This window comes from Neobacillus niacini (assembly GCF_031457145.1).
Classification (GTDB): Bacteria; Bacillota; Bacilli; order Bacillales; family Cytobacillaceae; genus Neobacillus; species Neobacillus niacini_J.
This window is the reverse complement of record NZ_JAVDVZ010000019.1, coordinates 12,296-31,821: the sequence shown is the minus strand read 5'-3', so window position 1 is coordinate 31,821 and position 19,526 is coordinate 12,296. Positions and strand designations below refer to the sequence as shown.

General features: G+C 37.2%; 19 protein-coding genes. 4 read left to right on the top strand and 15 right to left on the bottom strand.

The window, feature by feature from the left end; all coding sequences use genetic code 11:
• Positions 1 to 78: 78 nt before the first annotated feature.
• From J2Y03_RS26485 to J2Y03_RS26470, 4 genes are all read right to left on the bottom strand, one after another.
• Positions 79 to 1,044 carry a bile acid:sodium symporter family protein gene (locus J2Y03_RS26485; RefSeq protein ID WP_310200033.1) on the bottom strand — a complete coding sequence of 322 codons (966 nt, stop codon included), beginning with the start codon at positions 1,042 to 1,044 and terminating at the stop codon, positions 79 to 81.
• Positions 1,045 to 1,278: 234 nt separating this feature from the next.
• On the bottom strand, positions 1,279 to 1,440 hold the full coding sequence (locus tag J2Y03_RS26480; protein WP_310200031.1) for an amino acid ABC transporter substrate-binding protein: 162 nt from the start codon (positions 1,438 to 1,440) through the stop codon (positions 1,279 to 1,281).
• A gap of 31 nt (positions 1,441 to 1,471) precedes the next feature.
• The gene (locus J2Y03_RS26475) at positions 1,472 to 1,819 is read right to left on the bottom strand and encodes a transporter substrate-binding domain-containing protein (RefSeq protein ID WP_310200029.1); all 348 of its coding nucleotides are present in this window, start codon (positions 1,817 to 1,819) and stop codon (positions 1,472 to 1,474) included.
• Between the two features lie 377 nt (positions 1,820 to 2,196).
• Positions 2,197 to 3,225: a DUF3231 family protein gene (locus J2Y03_RS26470; protein ID WP_310200027.1), complete on the bottom strand. Its 1,029-nt coding sequence runs from the start codon at positions 3,223 to 3,225 to the stop codon at positions 2,197 to 2,199.
• 428 nt (positions 3,226 to 3,653) lie between these two features.
• Between J2Y03_RS26470 and J2Y03_RS26465 the strand changes: the two genes are divergently transcribed.
• Positions 3,654 to 4,493 carry a hypothetical protein gene (locus J2Y03_RS26465; RefSeq protein ID WP_310200025.1) on the top strand — a complete coding sequence of 280 codons (840 nt, stop codon included), beginning with the start codon at positions 3,654 to 3,656 and terminating at the stop codon, positions 4,491 to 4,493.
• Between the two features lie 56 nt (positions 4,494 to 4,549).
• On the opposite strand, the gene J2Y03_RS26460 is transcribed toward J2Y03_RS26465, so the two are convergent.
• The 6 genes from J2Y03_RS26460 to J2Y03_RS26435 all read right to left on the bottom strand — a co-directional run bounded on the left by J2Y03_RS26460 (position 4,550) and on the right by J2Y03_RS26435 (position 9,549).
• Positions 4,550 to 5,401, bottom strand: a complete 852-nt coding sequence (locus J2Y03_RS26460; RefSeq protein WP_310200023.1) for an energy-coupling factor transporter transmembrane component T family protein — start codon at positions 5,399 to 5,401, stop codon at positions 4,550 to 4,552.
• The gene (locus tag J2Y03_RS26455) at positions 5,398 to 7,104 is read right to left on the bottom strand and encodes an ABC transporter ATP-binding protein (RefSeq protein WP_310200021.1); all 1,707 of its coding nucleotides are present in this window, start codon (positions 7,102 to 7,104) and stop codon (positions 5,398 to 5,400) included. Before J2Y03_RS26455 ends, J2Y03_RS26460 begins: the two co-directional genes overlap by 4 nt.
• 69 nt (positions 7,105 to 7,173) lie before the next feature.
• The gene (locus J2Y03_RS26450; RefSeq protein WP_310200019.1) at positions 7,174 to 7,731 is read right to left on the bottom strand and encodes an ECF-type riboflavin transporter substrate-binding protein; all 558 of its coding nucleotides are present in this window, start codon (positions 7,729 to 7,731) and stop codon (positions 7,174 to 7,176) included.
• A 128-nt stretch (positions 7,732 to 7,859) separates the two neighbouring features.
• Positions 7,860 to 8,735, bottom strand: a complete 876-nt coding sequence (locus tag J2Y03_RS26445; protein WP_310200017.1) for an ABC transporter ATP-binding protein — start codon at positions 8,733 to 8,735, stop codon at positions 7,860 to 7,862.
• 173 nt (positions 8,736 to 8,908) lie between these two features.
• Positions 8,909 to 9,235, bottom strand: a complete 327-nt coding sequence (locus J2Y03_RS26440; RefSeq protein WP_310200015.1) for an ABC transporter permease — start codon at positions 9,233 to 9,235, stop codon at positions 8,909 to 8,911.
• Complete coding sequence (locus J2Y03_RS26435) at positions 9,235 to 9,549, bottom strand: hypothetical protein (protein ID WP_310200013.1); 315 nt, start codon at positions 9,547 to 9,549, stop codon at positions 9,235 to 9,237. Before J2Y03_RS26435 ends, J2Y03_RS26440 begins: the two co-directional genes overlap by 1 nt.
• A gap of 1,483 nt (positions 9,550 to 11,032) precedes the next feature.
• Between J2Y03_RS26435 and J2Y03_RS26430 the strand changes: the two genes are divergently transcribed.
• On the top strand, positions 11,033 to 13,096 hold the full coding sequence (locus J2Y03_RS26430; protein ID WP_310200011.1) for a cation:proton antiporter: 2,064 nt from the start codon (positions 11,033 to 11,035) through the stop codon (positions 13,094 to 13,096).
• Between the two features lie 338 nt (positions 13,097 to 13,434).
• Positions 13,435 to 13,776 carry a DUF3888 domain-containing protein gene (locus J2Y03_RS26425; RefSeq protein WP_310200009.1) on the top strand — a complete coding sequence of 114 codons (342 nt, stop codon included), beginning with the start codon at positions 13,435 to 13,437 and terminating at the stop codon, positions 13,774 to 13,776.
• 144 nt (positions 13,777 to 13,920) lie between these two features.
• Here J2Y03_RS26425 and J2Y03_RS26420 read toward each other — a convergent pair whose 3' ends face one another.
• Positions 13,921 to 14,091: a hypothetical protein gene (locus J2Y03_RS26420; protein WP_310200008.1), complete on the bottom strand. Its 171-nt coding sequence runs from the start codon at positions 14,089 to 14,091 to the stop codon at positions 13,921 to 13,923.
• 454 nt (positions 14,092 to 14,545) lie between these two features.
• On the opposite strand from J2Y03_RS26420, the gene J2Y03_RS26415 reads away from it, so the two are divergent.
• Positions 14,546 to 15,439 (top strand): hypothetical protein, encoded by an 894-nt coding sequence (locus J2Y03_RS26415; RefSeq protein WP_310200006.1) that lies wholly within the window; start codon positions 14,546 to 14,548, stop codon positions 15,437 to 15,439.
• 44 nt (positions 15,440 to 15,483) lie between these two features.
• Here the strand turns inward: J2Y03_RS26415 and J2Y03_RS26410 are convergent, their stop codons facing one another.
• The 4 genes from J2Y03_RS26410 to J2Y03_RS26395 form a co-directional block, all read right to left on the bottom strand.
• The gene (locus J2Y03_RS26410; protein ID WP_310200004.1) at positions 15,484 to 15,894 is read right to left on the bottom strand and encodes a hypothetical protein; all 411 of its coding nucleotides are present in this window, start codon (positions 15,892 to 15,894) and stop codon (positions 15,484 to 15,486) included.
• Between the two features lie 595 nt (positions 15,895 to 16,489).
• Positions 16,490 to 17,689 carry an MFS transporter gene (locus tag J2Y03_RS26405; RefSeq protein ID WP_310200002.1) on the bottom strand — a complete coding sequence of 400 codons (1,200 nt, stop codon included), beginning with the start codon at positions 17,687 to 17,689 and terminating at the stop codon, positions 16,490 to 16,492.
• Between the two features lie 143 nt (positions 17,690 to 17,832).
• A complete protein-coding gene (locus J2Y03_RS26400) occupies positions 17,833 to 18,879 on the bottom strand; it encodes an LLM class flavin-dependent oxidoreductase (RefSeq protein WP_310200000.1) in 1,047 nt (348 codons plus the stop codon).
• 79 nt (positions 18,880 to 18,958) lie between these two features.
• Positions 18,959 to 19,525: an NADPH-dependent FMN reductase gene (locus tag J2Y03_RS26395; protein WP_310199998.1), complete on the bottom strand. Its 567-nt coding sequence runs from the start codon at positions 19,523 to 19,525 to the stop codon at positions 18,959 to 18,961.
• Between the last annotated feature and the right edge of the window lies 1 nt (position 19,526).

The following is a 19,526-nucleotide window of genomic DNA, read 5'->3' as shown; positions in this document are numbered from 1 at the left end:
AAATTTTCAACAACAAAAACCACTCCCTCATTTTTAGGAAGTGGTTTTTGCTATTGATAAAAATTATTAGTCAACATTTTAAGATACTTTTTTAGCCTGTTTCATTTCCTGTTCTTGTTTTGCAGCCTTTTTCGCCCAGTAGGTGGCAATCAATGGTCCAGAAATATTATGCCACACTGAGAATATCGCACTCGGAACAGCCGTAAGTGGAGAGAAGTGGGCAGTCGCCAATGCTGCAGCAAGACCTGAGTTTTGCATCCCAACCTCGATTGAGATTGCTTTTTGATCAGCATACGGGAATTTGAACCATTTTGAAATAAAGAAACCTAATACCAATCCAACAAAATTATGGAGAATGACCATACCCAGGATGGCTAAACCTGATTCCAGGATATTTTCTTTATTGTTTGCTACCACTGCTGAAATGACACCAACAATTCCAATTACTGAGACAAGCGGCAGAACTTTTGCCCCTTCTTCTGCTTTGTCCTTCAAAATCCATTTGAAGATGATACCAAGAATAATAGGAAGAAGAACGATTTGAACTGTCGAGAGAAGCATATCTTTTCCTGATACAGGAAGCCACTGGCTAGCTAATAAGTAAATAAGCGCCGGAGTAAGGATCGGTGACACCAAAGTCGCAACCGATGAAACAGCAACGGACAGGGCGACATTTGCTCTTGCCAGGTACGACATTACATTTGATGCAGTTCCCCCAGGACAACAACCGACCAATATAACACCAACCGCCACTTCAGGAGGGAGATTCAATCCTACGGCCAGAAGATAGGCTACACCCGGCATTATAATGTATTGAGCAGCAACTCCTACGAATACAGCAAGAGGCTGTTTGAATACGGCCTTGAAATCTTCGACAGATAAGGTTAATCCCATCCCAAACATGATTATTCCAAGCAGGATGGAGATATAAGGGGCAATCCAGGTAAAACCTCCTGGAAACATCATGGCTAAAGCCGTAAATAGTAAAACCCAGTAGATAAAAGTGTTACCTGCTACTGTACTAATTCTTGCTAGTATATTCATTTGTTGTCCACACCTTTTTTATAATTTTTTGATTATTTTATTATACATTATATTCAGATAATATCAACGACATTTTTCGATATAAAATAACAAAAACCTCATTATCCCAAGATGGAACAACAAAAAAGACCACCTCCTGTTATTAGGAAGTAGTCTTTAACTCCAAAGACTCCCATGCTCGTTCTTTTGTATAGTGCGCTTGGAGAGGTTCCCATTCACCAGCCATTCCTGAAACTATTCTGCTTTTCCTTCTACAACTACATTATCTGCACTAATGTTATCACCGAAAGCAGATTTCAATGTTTCGTCATATGCTTTGTGGAAGAATTGTTCTTTTCCTAATGTTTCAAGCTCGGTATTTAACCATTTTAATAGTTCTGAATTGCCTTTTTTCACAGCTGGTGCAATGTAAGCTAAATTAAATCACCTAAAGATGATAATGTAACGGAGAAATCAGGGTTCTCATTAGCCCAGCAAATAATAATGCATTATCTTGCGCCAATGCATCTCCCCGTCCATCCTTTAAAGCTTCAAAAGCTTCAGTGTTGGCATCATATTTTACAAGTTCAATTTCTGGGTGGTTCTTCATAAAAAAGCTTTCTGCCGTTGTACCTTTTAGGACAATTAATTTCTTCCCTTTTAATTGATCGACCGATTTGATTGGTGCTGAATCTGGTGAAACAACCCCAATGGCTACTTTCATGTAAGGATTTGCAAAATCTACTTGTTCTTGACGCTCCGGTGTTACGGTAAAGTTCGCTAATACGATATCCACTTTATCTGATTTTAATAAGTCTACACGTGTTTGTGGTTCAAGCCACAGTGACGGTTCTTATGGTTTTTAATGAAGCTAGTTCAAACCACCAGAACCGTCACTGTGGTCCTTCTAAAAATAAATATCCTTATAAATACAGACACGTATTTATACCACCTAATCGTTTGATTAGAAATACAGTAAACCCTGTTAAAATGAGTTTTTTACTTGATTTTAGAAAAATTTATTGTCGAAAATCTTTTGTATTTCATATACTCTACACACTAGTTTCAACCGTTCAACCTTTACATTTGTTCAAGTATTCACGTATTGTCATTTGCAAATAAAAAAGGCTTCCCCAAAAAGAGGAGCCACTAATATAAAAAAAATCATTTCTTTTATTTTTGTTGTTTAACGAGTGCTTGACGGTCAATTAGTTTGGGGGGTTCTTCCAGCCATGCATGTTTAATCATTATGTTTGCGCCATCTTCTGCATATAAAGCAATTTCAGCGGCAAGGCGTACAAAGGTAGCACTTAAATCCATTCTTTGGCTAGTACCAGCTGCAGCACCATAATTTCCTATCCCAAGGGCAATCAAACTTGTAGTATGAAACATCATCAATTTATCTGAAAAGGGTGCCGCTGTACTATCCATAACAAGGGCCTCCCAGCCCATAGATGCAGTAATGTCCTCGTTATTCATTATTGAACTGAATTTTTTTATATGCTTATTCGCAATTCCTTTCCCTTCCAAAAAGAATTGTTTTACATCTTCATTTTTACACACTTGCGCAAAAGCCATCATCATTGCTTTTCCAAGTGTATTCGATTGGATACCCATAAAAAGATGTGTAATTTCAATTGCCGTTAGGGGGCGTTTATGACCTAAAAAATCAAATAAGAAACTTTGTTTTTCTACAAAATCAACCTTATCTGGCATTGGTATTTGCGGTGGTCTAATATATACTCCCTTTGATAACATAACCTTCCTTGCCTTATCGTGTAATTCAGAAACAGAAATAAGTAAATTTCTAAAAAAGTCACTTACATCTGAACGTGCCGAAACACCAATCGCCATACTGATACTTGCCATTGCGATTACCTCTAATTTTTGTATATACATGAGGATAAATGCGTCAGAAAACAATCTAGGTGCATTCAGATTTACATCTTCTTCAGTAAAACCAACTGGAATAGGATGATTTTCTTTTGAAAAAATCTCCTTAATAATCGTAATGTCACTTTGTGCTATGCTTAGGGAATTTTCGATAAGCGGAAGGATCTCTTTATCTTCACAAATATTTTTAAAATATCTCATTACACAAGTTGCTAATGTATCGTTTAAATATTGCACCCAAAGAAAACCGATTTCCGAAGCTGTTAAAGGGATATCGTCATGTTCGGACACCTTTTTATCTTCAATCATTTAATCCCTTCCTCCTATCAGTCAGTATTTTTATAAATGTACCTGCAAAATCTCTTCGGTAAAGCCTTGTAGAATTTGTATCATTCCTTAATGTGATTTCGGACTCCTAATTAATTCTTTCAGGTAGTAATATTCCCTCAATTGAATAAAACTATCTAATGAGTTGTTAGCTGGGTGCAATAATTTTTGACCATGGGGACGGTTCTTTTTCCTAAATTAAAAGTTAGATGATTAGGGATTATTGGTTTATCATCGTTTTTCATTGGCTTGAGTTAGCAAAATGTTAGCATCTATTCACAAAAGTAACATAAATCAACCATTTAAACGTTTCTGAAAACGATATACTATGAGTAGTCTCAGTAAAATCTTCCTTTAACCCTCTCTTTTCTTTTCAAAAAAACAATTCACTATGAAAGCAGGTTGATTGTATGAAAAACAGCAACAATACGAAGGATATTTGTGACGGGAAAGAACCTCAGATGAAAGTACTAATGAAGCATTTTGAAAATCCAAAAGAACGTGAAGATCTATTAAAAAATATGAGAATAAGTGCTGAATTTGACATGAGGCACCGAGGACACTTTTTATTTTATGGAAAGGATTTTATTGACTATAAACTTTTACGACCCTATGACAAAGACCGAAATGAGTTTCTCCGTATCTTATCAAACTTCATGACCAACGTTTTGGAAGATGACTGTCCACCCTCATGGAAAAAATGCAAGCGACCATTCTGGGAAGAACTGATTTTCACCCACTTTCCTCATGTTATGAGAATTACCCCTGATCAAAAACAAGTAGAAACCTTCCTTTCCCAATTAAGGATGTTTACCCAGTGGCTTGATAAGCGTGTTGGTACAACATGGTTTACAGTCGTTGATAAGTATTCTAAAGAGGCAATTTCCGACCTGAAAGTATGTGAACAGATGTTGAATACTATTTTTTTGAGAGACTTTCCACAACTCCATCAGAAAGATTTTAGCCCCGAGCAACAAATCGAAATAGCTAACCAGAGTTTCAAGCAATGTACGAAAAGATGGGATAGCCTTTTTGAGGTTACAAGTATCATTGACCAGATTACTGTATTAAAAGAATTTAACACCAATATAACCTATTATGTAAAAGGCTTGCCCACCCATTTAATCGTTCCTGAACTTATTATGAGTGGCTGTATTGGCCGAAAGAGCGGAACCTTGCTTTGGGAGTGGTTTCAAACCGAGGGAATCTATCCACAAAAAGGGAGAAAATACCTTAAACTGAATAGTTGAGCTATGAGTAAAACATCAGCCCCCCTTACCAATATTTCCGATAAGTCAACTTTGATTTAAAAATTTCCTTTTGCAGGATAAGTAAAAGGATTATAAAAGCGACTCCCATCCCAAAAAGTAATCAGCATGGAAATAACAAACAAAAGGACACTGAGCATAATAGCCAAATAATCTGATTTTGTAAAAGGTCTCTCATGAAACCATGATCGTCTCTTTTGACTGCCAAAGCCGCGAAGCTCCATGGCAGCACTAATCGTTTCAATTCGATTTAGACTTGAAAAAATCAGCGGCATTAAGATGGATGATGCATAGCGTATTTTTTTGGTCAATTTCTGCTTTTTTGATAAATCAATCCCACGCGCCTGTTGTGCGAGTATGATGTTCTGATAATCCCGCTGAATATCTGGAATATATCGTAACGCCAGAGATACGGCATATGAAATTCGATAACTGACCCCGATTTTATTAAGAGACGCAGCAAATTCACTAGGATGAGTTGAAACGATAAATAACAAAGCTAATGGAATAATGGTGAAATATTTTAGCGTTAAATTTGCTTGATAGAATAGTTGCTCAGCGGTTAGAGTATAGTGACCAATGATGTGATGAATCGGATGCTTGGTATGATAGATTTTCACCCCCTGCATCGGTTCAAAAATAAAAATAGCGATATTGTTGATAAACAAAAATAATAAGAATAGATAGATTACGAGTGAAATCGAACGAAATTCAACCTTTGAAAAATGAAAGATTATTATTCCTAAAGTAAACATGACCACTAGAATCCTAGTATCATACGTTATCATGGTGGTTAATGACCAAAGAATTAGACAAATTAGTTTAGCAGCTCCTGTCAGTCGATGGATCGGAGATTCTAGATCTATGTAAGAAAGAATTTTATATTTCATCGTTGCCGCATCCTCCGATCAAAATGAATGAAGCGTTTGACAAAGTCTCTTTGGTCAGAAAAATCTGCCTTATATGCCAGTTGATAAAGGGATGTTTCCTTTAAATTAGCCAGACGGATTACCTCTTCATCTGTAAGAATATTGGCAGGTTCGTCCTCTACTACCTTTTGTCCGTCAGACAGTACAATGGCTCTGTTCGTATATTCGAGCATTAAATGCATATCGTGGGTTATCATGATAATTGTGATTCCTTGCTGATTTATGTTCCACAGAAACTCCATAATATCGTTATAGTGTTTATAATCCTGACCAGCTGTTGGCTCGTCCAGTAATATTAATTTCGGCCCTAGCACTAATACGGATGCAATCGTCACCCTCTTTTTCTGCCCGAAACTTAATGCAGAGATTGGCCATTTTCTTAATTCGTAAAGGCCGCAAATTTTTAAAGCATGAAACACTTGATCTTCTATCTCTTTTGGTGATACTCCCCGGAATTTCAGTCCTAATGCTACTTCATCAAATACTAACGTTTGAGAGATCATTTGATTGGGGTTCTGCAGGACGAAACCAAAATGATCTGCTCGCTCTTTGATGGATTGATCTTTAAGATTTTCACCTTTAAATAAGATTTCTCCTCTTGTTGGAAGACAAAAACCGCAGATTAACTTGGCCAGGGTTGATTTTCCAGCTCCATTTTTACCAATTAAAGAGATTAATTCCCCTTTGTTAACCTTGAAGGAAATATCCTTAATAATTTCTTGTGCTTTTAAATAACCGAAATGAACATTCTTAAGCTCTAGAAGAACATCATTTTTTTGTTTTTCCTCGGTGTATGTCACGTTGTCATACCAGCTATGAAGATTCATTTTACTGACTTCTATGTTTAATGTGTCTATACTTTTTGGCTTCAGCTCTGGAGTGATCGTGCATCCAGCATATCTCAAAGCTGTCAGATAGAGTGGTTCACGTATGCCCGTATCGATAAGCAGATTGGAGCTTACTAATTCATCAGGTGTCAAATCCGCTACTATCCGCCCCTCATCGATGACCACAATACGATCTACCTCGCGATGGAGCACATCTTCTAATCGATGCTCAATAATAATTGTTGTCTTTCCGGCATCCTTATGAATACGGTCAATCAGTTCCATTGCCGTTTTTCCTGTTGCTGGGTCCAAATTTGCCAAAGGCTCATCAAAGAGAAGAATCCTTACATCATCAATGATGCTTCCAGCAATGGCAACCCGCTGCTTTTGTCCTCCTGAAAGATCCTGCGGAGATGAATCCAAATGTTCCTTCAAATCTACCAATTCAGCAACTCGATTAACCGCATCTAATAGCTCTTCCTGTGGAACAAACTGATTCTCAAGTTTAAAGGCAATATCCTCTGCTGCGGTTAAACCGATGAATTGAGCATCAGGATCCTGTAATACCGTTCCAACCAGAGAAGAAAGGTTAAAAATACTTTCCTCTTTCGTTTCTTTACCAAATATCTTTAAACTCCCTGAAATCTCACCAGCATAAAAAAAGGGGACCAATCCATTTAAACAATGTCCAATGGTGCTTTTTCCAGACCCCGATGGTCCTATAATTAGAATCTTTTCTCCTTCATAAATCGTCAAATTCATTTCACGGAGGGTTGGAGAGGACTGAGCCTGGTAATGGAAACTAAAATTCGTAAATTCAATCACTGGTTTGCTCATAATCAACATCCTTCTGTTTATTTGCTATTAAAAAATGCCGATGATGGGAAATCACCGACATTTATCTTCTTACAAATCACGAGTCAAGCTGCCTTTTTTCGTTCTCGTTTTGGCATATGCTATTGCAAGCAGCGTTCCTAAAACCCCAACTGTTACGATATTCGCAGCACCCGCAACAAGGCCTTGAATGAATACTTTATTAGCTGGCTCTGCATAAATGACGATATCTAAAGTAGGAGCGATTAAAAACCATGCAACTGCGTTTGCAATCACTTGAATGATATTAAAAGAAATAATAGCTTTTCCACCAAATTCCCCATCCTGTAGGTTGATCCGTGATGCAGCTAAGCCTATTAGCAATCCAACAACTCCTGAAGAGATAATCCAGCTAAACCAGGGTGCTCCATAAAAAACAGCGTCCTTAATCGTATGACCAATTAATCCAATCAGCAATCCAGCGACAGGTCCGTAAAGTAATGACATAAGAGCAAGGAATGCATAAGAGGTTTCTACATTTGTGTTAGGTATGCCTGTTGGAATCGAACCAAACCGGCTTAAAATGATAAACACTGCTGCTCCAATACCGATTGCGACAACCGTTTTAATTGATAGTCCTTTTGAGTTCATAGTAAACCACTCCTTTATTGGTAATATATAGTTCAAATTTATGTTATATTCAGTTTATTTTAGAACTGATTATCTTATTAGTCCGCTAACCATGCTGTTTCTACGAAATTAGTCATCGTTTCACCTCCTTAAATGTTATATTCCAGGTTTTCCTCAGAACTTACTTGGTAGATGGCCGAGTAAATTTTATTTTGAGCATTTAAAAGGAGGAGATCATTCCTTCTACGCGGGCGGGGTACAGTTATTTTAAATATTTCCAGTACTTCACCTGGCCGTGCTGATAATAATACAACCCGGTCGGCTAAATATACGGCTTCACTCACGTCATGTGTAACGAAAATAACGGTTTTCTTTTCTTTTTCCCAAATTTCCAATAAATCATCTTGTAACTTTAGGCGTGTTGAATGATCAACAGCCCCAAAAGGTTCATCCATTAAAAGTACTTCCGGTGAGCTTACTAGTGCACGTGCAATCCCGGCCCGTTGCCGCATTCCTCCAGATAATTGGTGAGGGTAATTTTCGGCGAACTGGTCAAGTCCAACTAATTTTAAATATTTTTCAACATTCAGTTTAGTAGCTGCCCTCTTGTACCCTGCAAATTCTAATCCGATGCCGACATTCTGGAAAATAGTACGCCAAGGGTAGAGTGAGGCATCCTGAAAGACAACACCGAGTTTTTCATTTGGTCCTATCACTTCCTCACTGTCTATGAAAATATGTCCGCTTGTTGGTTTTTGCAGGCCCGCTAATAACTCAAGCAATGTACTTTTTCCGCATCCGCTAGGTCCAAGAATGCAGATAAATTCGCAATCCTCAAATTGAAGATTGATATTTTTTAAGGTGACAACCGGCGAAATGCCTTCATAGACTTTAGAAACTTGCTGCACTTTAAATTGGGCCGTTCTAATTCCCCCTATTTCTTTGGAATAAACCTTTTTTTGGTCGTTCCTTCTTTCTCTGAACACTCGGCTAATACGATGGTTAAAAATAATAGTATGAAACATGGATGAACCATAAAAATGTTTCTCCGTTTATCCTCTAAATTTCATTTTCCCTTTCCATTTCAGAAAGATTTTTCTTTCAATCAGATTGATCGTAGCAATGATTAAGACAGAAATGACGGTCACAATGACAACAATCGCAAATACTTGTGACGTATTAAGAAGAGTCGTTGCTCTCAGAGAAGATTTCCTAACCCTTCTTCAGAAGCTAACATTTCAGCAAATAACGCACCTACTAAACCGGTTGCAGCTGAGATCTTTAAACTAGCAAAAATGGTGGGTGCCGCTGATGGAAGTGTTACTTTCCAAATTGTTTGCCATACCGTGGCACGATAGACTCTTGCGACTTTCAAATGCTTCTCTTCTGTTTGCTTAATACCCGTAATGGTATTGACTAAGATGGTGAAGAAACAAAATAAAAATACAATTGTAATTTTATGCTCCAAACCAATCCCTAACCAAAGGGCTAAAAGAGGAACAATGGTCACTGTGGGAATAGCCATCAAAGCTGAGATAAAGGGTTGAAAGATTCTTCTGCCCAAGGCACTAATACTAAAAACATTCCGATGGAAATTCCCAATAATATTGCAAGTGCATACCCTGCGATAAACTCGATTAAAGTAGTATAAACATGGACCCAAATCGATTCATCTGTGAATAGTTGAAAAATATCCATCAATATATTTGAAGGTGCAGGGAAATAAAAACTGTTTAGAATACCAGCCCGAATAAGTACTTCCATTAATCCTATAAGAAGTATGAGAAATATAATCTGTGAAACAACTAATAGCAGCAGCTTGTTAGATTTTTTTTTCATTTCATCCGTTCACACCTTTTCTGTTACCTTGAATTGGTTTTCAGCCGTTCTAAACCTAAATAATCTCTTTTGTTATAATCTAGGAATCACCCAATCTATCAATTTATCAATATGTTATATTTTTCATCAACCCATCTTCCAACCTCCCTCCTTTAGAAAAAAAGAAGGCACTCCATTATGAATGAAGTGCCTTCAGTGATCTGATCGGCTTTTTCTAAATGATAAAAAAAGACTCCCTAATGATTGATTAAGAGCCTCCAGTTTTCTGGTAGGTATTATATGTATTCCGATAAGTTTTGTAAGATTATACTAACAAAATCTGGATTATTAGTCAATAATGTTATTACATATTTTTATCGTGTACTAAATATTTGCATTAACCCCCTGCTACCCTTTCATTAATAAATGATAGCAATACCAACAAATGTCCTAGTATAAAATTACTAAAATTGTAAATATTTTGTAAATTCACTAGAAGTTATTAATTTATTGATGTATTGTTGTTTTTGGATAAAGAAGCAAAAGCTTTCCACCATTTTTACTAGATCCTCTTCTCGACAATATTCTTTATACTAAGGAGGATTAAACACAGGTTTGACAACATTTAAAGCATTTCTAATTAATCGTTTAGTTAAAACCGATTCATCCAACTAATCGTTTGATTAAATAGCGAGTAAACCCTTTTATCAAATGAACTTTTGTCTGTTTTCAAGAGAATTAATTGTCGTAAAAAAATTGTGGGTGTTAGGAATTATCTTCAAAACTGACAATAAAAATTAGCAAAATACATATTCTAACAAATACAGACAAGTTGTTATCCCAATTAATCGTTTGTTTAAAAATGCAGTAAACCCTTCTAACTCGAGCTTTTACCTGTTTTCTAGAAAAATTTATTGTCGAAGAAAACTCTTGTATTTTTGATATAAATAATACGATTAGAAATGTATTTCTTCATGTAACGAAAGGCATGAAAAAAGAGACTTTTCAAAAGTTTGCTCAACTTATGAGAAGCCTCAATTAAATAGTCTTTCATGTTATTCTAACCCTAAAATATCAAGGGTTGGAGGGCGGATTACATCATGCCGCCCGTAAGATGAGAGTGTGTAATATCTTTATCCTGGAGTGCGGAAAGTGTGGTATATAATGGTTTTTCCAGATTTTAGTTGGAACATCTTTAACTTGATTTTACCGCTTTTCACTTGATTGCGTAAGCAAAATGTTACATTTTTCTAACACCTTAACTAATTTTCTCATATTATTAGTTACGTCATAATAAAAATGATATTGTTCATCGAATTTAAAATTTGTCCATTTATCTCACAATAAAAACTTATAGCTAATCCTCTAAAGTCAAATAACCCATAATAATCTATCCCAGTGGAAACCCCACATTCCTTTCAACTTTGTCTGTTTTGAAATAATAAAATCCTTTCTTAGATAACCGCGAATCATCTATACCGCTTAACGAAAGTGAGGAATTATTATGCATTTACCACTGAACGAACCAGTTCTCATATTTGGTCTAGCTGTGTTAATTTTTTTGCTGTTCCCTATATTAATGGGGAAACTAAGAGTACCTGCTATTATAGGTCCTATTTTAGCGGGAATTATTGTCGGACCAAATGGGCTGGAACTATTAGCACGTGATTCAACAATCGAATTGCTTGGAACAGTCGGGTTATTGTTTATCATGTTTATAGCAGGACTTGAGCTGGACCTCGATGGTTTCAAAAAGTATCGAAATCGCAGTGTTACATTTGGCTTACTCTCGTTTTCAATCCCATTAATTCTTGGAATATTAGTAGGATTATGGCTTGACCTCGGTATACTATCAGCTATTTTATTTGGTACCATTTTCTCTACACACACACTTTTAGGCTACCCTGCCATAAGCCGGCTTGGCATTGCGAAAAACAAAGCCGTTACAACAGCAGTTGGTGGTACTTTAATAACAGATAGCTTGGCGTTGCTTGTTCTTGCTGTAATAATAGGGGCAGCTGAAGGTGATTTAACACTTGGATTTTGGATGTACTTGATTATTTCGACAACACTCTTTGCTGTAGTCGTTCTAATTTTCACCCCTTATCTGACAAAGTGGTTCTTTAAACGCTCCAACAATGAAGGAACTACAGAATTTAACTTTGTTCTGGCAATTTTATTCGTCGCTGGGGCAATATCATTATTTGTGGGTTTAGAACCAATTATTGGGGCATTCTTGGCGGGTCTAGCATTAAACCGATACATTTATGATCATGGTCCATTAATGAATAGAATCCTATTTACGGCAAATGCATTGTTTATTCCATTTTTCTTGTTATCTGTGGGTATGTTGATGGATCTTCGCGTTCTTGTATCCAGTCCTGATGCATTACTCGTAATTATATTCATCTCCATTGTAGCGATTGGCAGTAAACTGCTTGCCAGTTGGATAACGACGAGAGTATATGGTTATTCCAAGACAGAAAACAAGGTAATGTTTGGACTTTCCACCACACACGCTGCAGCAACATTAGCAATAACGCTTGTTGGATACAACTTTGGATTATTAGACCAGCAAATAATAAATGCCGTAATTATTATCATTTTAGCTACTTGTATTATTGGACCATACTTCTGCGAAAAATATGGCAGAAAACTAGCCACTTCACAGGATAAAAATGGTGTAGACGAAAAAACGCCTGAACGTATATTAATCCCAATTGCAAATCCAAAAACGATGGAATCCCTGCTGGATTTAGGATTCGTGATAAAAATGGCAAAAAAGACAGAACAGCCTTTGTATCCATTGACTGTCGTTCAAAAGGATTTAAAACAGGCGAGCAATGAAGTAGCACATGCGGAAAAAATGCTCGGACGCGCTATTATGTATGCATCTGGAGCGGATGTTCCTATTAAGCCGTTGACTCGAGTGGATCTAAACATTGGCTGGGGAATCGAACGGGCTGTTACGGAAGAACGAATTACCACAATCATCGCAGGGTGGAATGGTGGAAGTGAAGGCAGCGATAAGGTATTTGGAAAAATTATTGATAATATTCTTGAACATACGTACCAACGCTTGCTCATAACGAATATCAAACAACCGTTGAATACTATGGAACGGGTGATTCTTATCATTCCGAATAATGTTGTATTCAAACCGGGTTTTGAAGATTCCATTTCCATTATTAAAGACATCGCATCTCAACTCCAAACAACCATTAAAGGTCTCGTCATTCGTGATGATCTTAATGAATATGAAAAAGTATCTGAACGAATTCGCCCTGGTATCAAGGTGGAGTTTAAGTCAATTGGCAGTTGGCAATCTTTATATGAAAATGAATTAAACGATGCTAAATCAAACGACCTAGTGATTTTATTAAGTGCAAGAAGAGGAACCGTTGCGTGGCATCCTGAAATAGAAAGCTTACCTAAAAAACTAGTTTCTTTAAATCACGGTAATCTCATCGTTTTCTTTCCAACAGAAATGAAAGAAACAGACATTCGAGGTTCACGAGGTACTGAGGTCCCGAAAGAATTACTCTTAAAAAAAGATTATGATGATTAGAAGCCAATGGGACGGTTCTTGTGGTTTTTAATGAAGCTATTTCAGGCCACAAGAACCGTCCCTGTGGCATTCTAACTGTTCTTTATTTTAGCTAATTTAACAAAGTTTTCATCTCTTCGTTTGATTTTCTGTTGAACTTCTTCCTCGTCTGCATATGTAAATAACCCACTGCCTGTTTTGGTTCCTAGCTTTCCACTTCGAACTTTTTCCTCAACAAATGCTGGAATCTTTAACTCTTTTGATAATACTGGGGCAAGAGATCAGTTGAGCTTTTTGATTGGCTTCTGACAGGGTGGAAACATGAAAGTACGACACCTCCTCAAGATACGAAAGAAATGATGGTCAATGATATATTAATGCTTTTATTAGGTCCAGAAATAGATAAGGCCGTAAGCGATTATTACTCTAAATATCTAACTTATTCACCATTGGTCTATCCTTACCAGGTTGAAATTGTAAATGTAGAAAGAATTGGTGGGTTCCGTACCTTTCATTTTTTACTCACACTAGAAACTACACCAGTGGTTGGACCACATATTTCTGAAGGAAAAGACAGATTGACTTTTGAAATTGCTCCAACAATAATTCCTAATCAAATTAAATTAAAGAAATTTGAACATCTTGAAACACATGAACTGCCTCCACATTGGCAAGACATTATAAAACAGAAAGCCCGGTAACAATTTACGACCGTGCAGCTTCCAAAAAAACTAGTCATATGTGAGTATAGGTTTGGTTGTGAGGCGCAAAACACCAATTCAAATAACAAATCTCATTTGTTTTGACAATAAATTAGCAATAGAAAAAGCACTTGATTTTTCTTATCAATTGCTTTTTTTAGTTTCGCTTTTTTTATTGTTTACATACTTGATGCTAACCTTTTTTACTATATCCTCTTCTCGACAATATTCTTCCTTCTCAGGAGGGTAAAACCCAGGTTTGACAGCATTTATAGCTTCTTTGATCAATCGTTTGGTTAACGCAAAATCAATCAATTAATCGTTTGTTTATATCGCGGTGAAACCCTTTTATCAAACGAACTTTGGGCTGTTTTCAAGAGAACTAATTGTCGTATAAAAGTTGTGAGCGCTAGGAATTAACTTCAAAACTGACAATAGAAACTAACAAAATACATATTTTTACAAATAAAAACAAGGTGTTATCTCAATTAATCGTTTGGTTAAAAGTGTAGTAAACCCATTTAACCCAAACATTTACCTGTTTTCTAGGAAAATTTATTGTCGAAGAAAACTCTTTTTAAACCAGGCAAATAAGGTTACACAATAAAAGTACCAGGCACCATCTAAAATATGGATTATTTACTGGCGCCTTTATTGATAAAAGTAGACCTAGTTCTTTTTCACAAATTTGTAACAACTTACCGTAAACCACCCTGTCCTTTTGCCCTCTTCAAACCTATATAGAGGGTAGAATGGGCGGTGCATTTTTATGAATTTAAAATCGGGCAGGATTGAAGGGTTTAAACAATATTCTCAGTTTACGAGTCTTAAGGAGTTCAATACACATATGGAGATGTGGTTAACAGTGAAGAAGGGGGATTTCTCAAAAGGGGAATTAGTCGCATTGAAGAGGCTGGTTCGTTTTTCTGCAAAAATCCCTGGAGTTTCGAATGCAAAGATTGGTACAATCCTTAAGGCCATTAATGAAGACTATAAAGGAAACGGAATCTCCCGCTCTACGTTTAAACGGATGATCATCAAAGCGAAAGAATTAGGAATCCTCACGATCCATGAAACAGAACGAAAAAATGGCTCACAGTCTAGCAACCTATATTGTTTTAATCGTTTTCCTAAAAGTGAACCACCCAATGCGAAAAAATTGAACCACCCTAAAGAAACTAATAATCTTTTAAAAACAAATAATCAAAAGAGTAGTAAACGTAACGAAGCGCCGATTGAACTCGATCACTCGTTTGTTAGTGATAAAGTTCCACAAGCATTTGTCCAGCTTGTAAAATACTTCTTCTCTGATGCGAAAACCATTGAGGAATATTGGCATATGGTACAAATTGCTGCTTTTCGATTTGAATGCAACCAACAAATAGAGGATGTTCTCAGCATAGCCATTCAGTCATTTAAGCAGTTGATTCGTAAACTAAAATCAACCAAACAAATTGTAAAACCCATTGCGTTCTTTTATGGAATCTTGACCAACAAATTAAGGGAATTTTATCTCAATCAATTACCTGAAAACAGACATGAGAGTAAGCCAATGTGCTATGTGCTCGAAAACGGCGAAGTCTTGTATTATGATTGGCTGCATACGGACTCGGAAGTTTCGGTAATGGCGAGAATTCAGGGTGACAGTACTTATGGTTATTAATGGTGCTAGTGCAGACCACAAGAACCGTCCCCGTGGTCAGTTAACTATTCCTTGGAAAAGGAATTATAATCTTTGAATTTTGAAGACTTCTTTTTCTTTTTTAAATACTTTTCGTTAAGGACAACAACTTTTCTGTTCTCCGTGGGTATGTATTTGCGATAAATTGTTTTATATTTTTCAAATGCAATGTGCCCTAAAATATAAATTGGCAAGATAATGAACAGAAGGATTACGAATTGTAAGATCCAATTGAATTCATTCCCAATGATATATTTCGTCATTACAGTATGTGCCAACATAGAAACCATTAAGATAATAACGACATTGCATATATGAAAAGGGAGCACATCTTTTTCTCGAAATAATCGTTCTAGTTCATTCTTGACAAAAAGTGTGGTAAATACTGATATCAAAATGACAAAAAGGGAAACAAAATATGCTAGAAAAGAGTACATTTTTTTCCACTCCTCACTCTCATTAATCCTTTAATATGATTGTTATCGAACCAAAATATATCATCATTGTAACACAAGATATGGAAAAAGAAGCTTTCTATAAGTATGCTCAACTTATGAGAAGCTTCTTTAAAAATCCGCTATGTTAGCTTTTCAATTCTACTTTACATAAAAACCAGCGATAACATAACCACTGGGATGGCCTATGGATATTTAATTAAGCAAGTTTAAGGCACAGTAACCGTCCCCGCGGTCTGAACTAAACTTTATTACTTATAAAAACAACGAAGTTCGGAAAGAATGGTTGATACTATCATGTTATGGAAGGGTTTCTCATAGGGTTTAACGAATAAAAGTGCCAGGCACCATCCAAAAAGTGGATGGTGCCTGTGTATTGAGCCCATGATAGTAGACACGAATAATTCCAGAAATCTATGATTGCCATACGTATAGGCTGTTCTTTTATTACATAATCTTTTCTGATAGTTGTTTATTAATCAACTGACCATCTATAAACACATGTTGTTTTAATTTCTTGTAGTAGAAAAAACCTGATTTTTCGTAAACTGCTAAATTTGTGTCCCATAAGGTTGGCTTATGATACTTTCTGATTGTGATTGATTTCTCCCGATTGTTGTTTTCTTTTTATGGTAGTGGCGGCGATTTGCACGACCATCATCACTACGTTAATTACCATCAACCCCGCTATAGCTGTTGAGAAGCTATCCGTCGCATCGTGAATCCAGCCAAGAATGAGGGGGCCGGTTGCCCCGATCACATAGCCAGCAGATTGAGTCATGGCCGACCAAGCAGCCGCCTCCTGCGGATTGTCGGTAGCGTCCAGAGGCAGTAGTAGATTGAGAGAAAACAATGCGCCGGCGCCTACACCAATAAAGATCGTGGCAATCAACGGTGCAATGGAGGACGCAAGCATCACAAGCCCGACGAGTTCCGACATCGCTGCAACCATTAGCCAAAGGCGACGGGAAGGGAATTTACGAAGCAAGATCGGCAGAACAAGGCTTACCGGAATCTGAACAACGACGAAAATCGTAAGCGCGCTTGCAGCGTAGGACTTACTATAGCCCATCCCTTGAATAATATCTGGCAACCAGGCTGTGAATGAATAGAATAGCATGGCCATCAAGCCGAACGTCAGTGTAAGTAGCCACGCCTTCTTATTTGTCCATGGCATTCTCGTCTTCGTGCCGGTTGAAGTGGGATGATCTTGCGGTCTAATATGCCGCATAACGAACAACCACCATAACAGCACTGCGACGAATGCGATGACCGCCCATATCCCGAGCGCGCTCTGCCAAGAGTTCATACTATTCTGCATCGGCACGATCAAGCTCGAGCTTAGTGCTGCTCCCAGAGTAAGTGCAACCGTGTATATCGCAATCATCGAGGGCACATGCTTAGGAAAGTGGCGCTTAATAAATCCGGGAAGAAGCGGTCCTGCAAATGCAATCCCTATACCAGCAATAAAAGCGGTAATAAGCAAAAATGAGACCGAATCCGTGAAGAACCTAAGAATGGTACCGACTCCGATGACAAGCAGCGACCAACCCAATACCCGCTCAATACCCCATTTCCCGCTGAACTTTATGGCTGCAGGAGCGAAGAGTCCCATGCAAAGAACAGGAATCGAAGTTAGCAAACTCGCTACGGAGGCGTTCATTCCTAAGCTGGTTCTAATCGTTTCGAGCAATGGTGCGATCGAGTTAATTGCCGGACGCAAGTTCAATGATGCAATAAATAAAGCGATTATCATTAGAATATATTTTTTTTTCATAAAAATTTCATACTCTCCCTTAGGTTGTTATTATAAATTTCAAACCAATACTAAAAAGCCCAACTTCACCGTAAATTAATAAGAAATTGGGCTTTTTCATTACTTCATTAAAGCGCCCTATTCTGGCATAGTAACTTTTTAATTTATTTGTTATTTATTTCTCGTTTTACTAGAGGCATTACTTTAGTAGCTAATAATTCAATCGCACTTGCAACTTGGGAGAACGGCTGACAAATATCAAGCTGCATAATAAAGCGATCATGACCAAATAATTCGTGCTGATAAAGTATTTTTTCAACGATTTCTTCAGGACCTCCAACAGCAAGTGCATTGTTTTTAGAAACAGCTGCTGCCACTTGATCTTTAGGAATATTTCTTCCCATCATCGTTCTAATATAATTAGAATAATATGGGTGAAATTCATTCACAGCCTGTTCTGCAGTCTTGCCAATATAGCCATGGCTTGTGATTGCAATTTTTAGATTCTCTTCTGCGTGTCCTGCCGAAATCCCAGCTTGACGATAGGCTTCTACTAAAGGTTTTACATAAAGTGGATTACCTCCTAAAATAGCGAGTGCCATTCCAAACCCAGCCTGCCCAGCCCGAACTGCACTTGCAGGGGTTCCTCCTACTCCTCTCCAAATCGGAATCTTACTTTGTTTTGGTCTAGGAGCAATCTCGCTATTATTTAATGGTGAACGAAACTTCCCTTGCCATGTAACACGTTCATTATTATTTAGTTCTTGTAACAATTGTAATTTCTCTTCAAAAAGTTCATGATAATCATCCAAGTCATAGCCAAAAAGAGGGAACGATTCGATAAATGCTCCTCTACCAGCCATAATTTCGGCACGCCCGCCTGAAATTAAATCTACTGTCGAAAAGTCTTCAAATACTCTTACAGGATCTGCTGTACCTAATACAGTTGTAGCACTGGCTAGTCGAATATTTTTCGTTGCTTGTGCAATCGCTGCTAATACAACAGGTGTAGCTGAAACCGCAAAATCCAAACGATGATGTTCCCCCAAACCAAAAATATCCAATCCTACTTCATCAGCCAGCTTCGCTGTCTCGATGATATTTTGAATACGCTCTTCCGCAGAAATCATTTTTCCAGTAATGGGATCTGGAATTATTTCTCCAAAAGTATAGACACCAAATTCAAAACTTCTTTGATTATTTTTGCTCATGAATTATCTTCCTTTCAGTTCTAATAATTGAATCCATTCTTGTTATGCTGAATGTTTGTGTTTCTTAACATATCATTAATTAGAAATCATATTTCTCTTCTTTTTCCTTACGGATTTTTGCGTAACTCTCTGTTAACACAACTGTATCTTCGACTAATCGTGCAATCCGGAAGAAAATATCGTCATTGATAATCTCCCTACGATGGAAATCTTTTTCTTCGATAAATACATACGTTTGTACGATTTGTGCCTTCATATAAGAAAGGATGGGTTTTAATTGTTGCTCAGCGATTAAAAAATGCTTCGGTGAACCTGCTGTAATGACCATGCTAACAATCTTGTCTCGTAATGCATTTACGGGTAATAGATCAAATAAATTTTTTAGTGTAGCAGGAATCGAGGCTTGGAAAATCGGAGTGCCGATTACAATCGCATCTGCTTCCATCATTGCTTTTGTAATACGTCCTGAATCGCCTTCGTATTCTAAATAATTGCGCCCATCACTAAATTGAATATTCAACTCTGCTAAATCCAGTAGTTCGATTTCCACGTTTACATAGGACTTTTTAAATTCATCTACCACTGCATTCATCGCTGTACGTGTTTTTGAACCCACAATTGAGCTAGCAATTGCTAATACTTTCATA